This is a genomic window from Campylobacter sp. BCW_6464 (assembly GCF_001762775.1).
GTDB classification, from domain to species: domain Bacteria; phylum Campylobacterota; class Campylobacteria; order Campylobacterales; family Campylobacteraceae; genus Campylobacter_D; species Campylobacter_D jejuni.
Genome location: NZ_MJXM01000025.1, coordinates 1 through 3502, shown reverse-complemented (window position 1 = coordinate 3502; position 3502 = coordinate 1). Strand labels below are relative to the sequence as shown.

General features: G+C 28.0%; 2 protein-coding genes. Both read left to right on the top strand.

The annotated features are described in order from the left end of the window. A partial coding sequence (locus AJ885_RS00745; protein ID WP_148123892.1) for an autotransporter outer membrane beta-barrel domain-containing protein occupies positions 1 to 1503 on the top strand: 1503 nt, incomplete at its 5' end. Between the two features lie 202 nt (positions 1504 to 1705). Continuing rightward, positions 1706 to 3460 (top strand): hypothetical protein, encoded by a 1755-nt coding sequence (locus tag AJ885_RS00740; RefSeq protein ID WP_070280582.1) that lies wholly within the window; start codon positions 1706 to 1708, stop codon positions 3458 to 3460. Positions 3461 to 3502: the final 42 nt, after the last annotated feature.

Genomic DNA, 3502 nt, shown 5'->3' with positions numbered 1-3502 from the left:
TCTACTTCTGATACAGGTATTTCAGGTTCTATCACTAACAATAGTGATAATAAACTTGAAATTTCTAATGGAGAAGGTGCTACTATAGGTGGAGGTATTACAAATAATGGTAATGCTGATTTAGTTATTTCCAACCAAGGCTCAGTAGGTAAAGATGATCATGGTAATACAGTAACTAACAATGGTAGCGGTAATGTTGGAATTAAAGATTGGGTTGTTTCTACAGATAAAGAAACAGGTAAATTAGACACTATAGTTGTAGGTGGAAATGGTAAAGATAATGTAAAAGTAGAAAACATCACCGTAGATCAAAGCAATGTTAATCTTGATGAATTAGGCAATATAAACAATATCATCTCAGGTGTTAATCAAAACAATATTGGCAATATAGGAACCAATGGAGGTGGAGAAATATCTTTAAGCTTTGATCCAATAACAGGAAAGCTTACTACAGATTATCATCTTAATGCTTCCATATCTGGAGCAACCTTTAGATCTTTAATCTCTACTACTACAAGAAGATCTACCTTTATAGACAATGTTATGGGTAATTCTATGCAAAGCTTTGCTTTAGCTTCTTCAAGTAAATCTCAAAGCATCGCTATGTCTGAAAAGGGTAATTTATATGCAGATGCAAGTGATTATATAAAGAGTGATTTAAATAATGGAAGCTATGGTTCTAATAAAGAACATTCTTTATTCATCCTTCCTTATACTTCTTCACAGAATGTTGAACTTTCTTTAAATGAAGAAAGTAAAGGACACACTAAAGGAACCATTATAGGTTATTCTACTTTAAAAGACAGTGGAATATATGGTGTGTATGCAGGTTATGAAGATACAAAAATGGGTTCAACTTATTTTGATATTAATAATAGAACCTATTATGCAGGTTTAAAATACTTTAATACCTTATTTACTACAGAAAAAGGTCAAGAAGTTTATATCAAGGCTCAAGGTAAAGCTGCTTTGATTAAAAATGATTTAACTAAAAAAATAGGAAATAATGAAGCTAAAGCTGAACCTAATTCTTATGCTTATGGAGTCAATACAGCCTTAGGTATGAATTTTATTTCTAATAAAGATATATTCTCCCCTGAAATAGGTCTTGCTTATGAAGGAGGCTATACTGAAGCTTTTTCTATGAAAGACACTATAGGACAAGCAACAGTTAAAGGTGGAGAAAGAACCTATGCAAACTATTTAAATCTTTTCTCTACTAAAACAAGCTTTACTTGGTTTAGAGATTGGTTGCCTAATTTAAAAACTTCAGTAGAACTTGGAGCTAAGTTTAATATCAATCCTAAAGTAGAAGCTGAGGCTAGATTTGGAAATATAAAAGTAAGTGATGAGTTTGATTTACCAAGAGTACAAAAATTTGTAAGCACTTCTTTTATCGTTCCTGTTAATGAAGCTTTCTATTTTAGTTTAAACTATAATGGAATGTTTGATAAAGATGGCAATACCCATACAGGATTTGCTCAGTTTAATTATCTTTGGTAATCTTATAAAAGATCATACTTAGTTTAATTAGTTTACTCTCCTACTTGTTAAAAATTTCATCCTAATAATTTTAAAATTATTAGGATGGATGTTTTTATTGTATTTATTTTTGTTTTATTATTTAATTTTATAAAAATATAATTATCTTTTTATGCAACTTATAAGATAATATTAGATTTTAATGTAACTATCAAGGAAAAATATGTTTGATAAAATTCATTATTATTATTTTAATGCTAATTATGAAAAATGTTTAAACTTGAGTGAGCAATTTTTAAAAGAAAGTCCAAAATTTGCTTTAGAATTTGCTATGCTTTCTTCTTATAAACTTTCTCTTTTTCAAAAAGCTTTATATTATGCTCAAGAGCTTTTTTCTTTAAATCCTACAAGTTTTAATGGTCTTATGCTTGCTAAAAGCTATATTGAAAATTTAAGACTTGATGAAGCCTTGAATTTATTACAAACACTTTTAACTCGCAAAGATGATTTAGAAGATGAACTTAAGTTAGAATTGGCTTTTATTTATAAACTGAGTAATAAACTAGAAGAATCTGAACAAATTTTCAAAGAATTACTTTCTAAAGATATGTATAATCTTAATCTATGGAAAAATTATGCAGAAATTTATTTTAAACATGATTTTACGAAGGCATTAAATGCACATGAGCACTTGTGTCATTTTATGCAAGATTTGATTGATAAACTACAAAAAGGAATCATTGCTGAACAAACCAATCTTAATTTAGTCAAACTCGAAGATAGGCTTCACAGTAAAACCAAAGAAAATCTTACCATTTCTAAAATAGAAGATTTTTTAACTCATCAAATTTTACCCCAAAAAGCATACTTGCTTTTTAAGCTTTTTAGAATATCTGATTCTTTAGAACTTTTTCAATCACTACAAGAAGCCAATCAACACCATGCACAGTTTTGGCAAAACTATGCTAAGGTATTAGAATTTAACTCAAACTATCAAGAAGCTTATCATGCTTATAAAAAATGTCTTAGCTTGGATTCTCATGCAACCTATCAATTTGATTTGGCTTATCTTTTGATGCGTATGGGAGTGGATGATAATTTTGAAGAGGGCAAGAAGTATTATGAAAGCAGATTATTTTATGCTCATAATGAAACTTTTTCTACTTATCATTATAATGAAAGCTTAAAAGCTTTTAATAAATTTGGCGTTGATGCTTTTAAAAATAAAGAAGTTTTAGTATTTTGCGAGCAAGGCTTTGGCGATACTATAATGTATGCAAGATGCTTAGAAAAACTTTGCAAAATCGCTTCAAAGGTTTTATTTGCTCCTCAAAGTGCCATGTATGAAATGTTTAAAAATCAAATCAAATTTTTAAATCAAAATGATGATATTTTTAAAAATGTAAAGGTTTTAAAAAATCTACCTACAAATTTTGATTATGCTATTCCTATTTGTTCTTTGCCTTTTTTTATTGATATTAAGCTTGATGAGATTTCACGATTAAAAACACCTATATTGCCGCAGAAAAAACCGCATAATAAAAGAAAAAAACTTGGTATTTTTTATGCTACTCCTAATGCTGAAAATTCTGATTTATTAAGAAATGTAAAATTTGAATTTTTATTTGATATATTAAAAGACTTAGATTATGAAATCATTTCTTTTCAAATGCAATTAAAAGAAGAATTACCTAAGGTAATAGAAGATAGAAGTAAGCTTATAAAAAATTGGAATGATACTCTAAATTATTTATATGATATTGACTGTATGCTTAGTATTGATAGTGCTATAGCGCATTTAAGTTTAGCTATGGATATTCCTACTATAGTTCTTTTACATCCTAGATTTGATTGGCGTTGGGGAAAATTTGAAAATCCTAAAAGTTATTTTTGGCCAAAAGCAAAATGTTTTATCATAAAAGAACGAGAAGAAACAAAAAGAAATTTGCAAAAACTGATTAAAGATATTTTAAACTAAAGCTTAGTTTAAGAGCTTTAGGTGGAAAATTTGGTTTTTGAT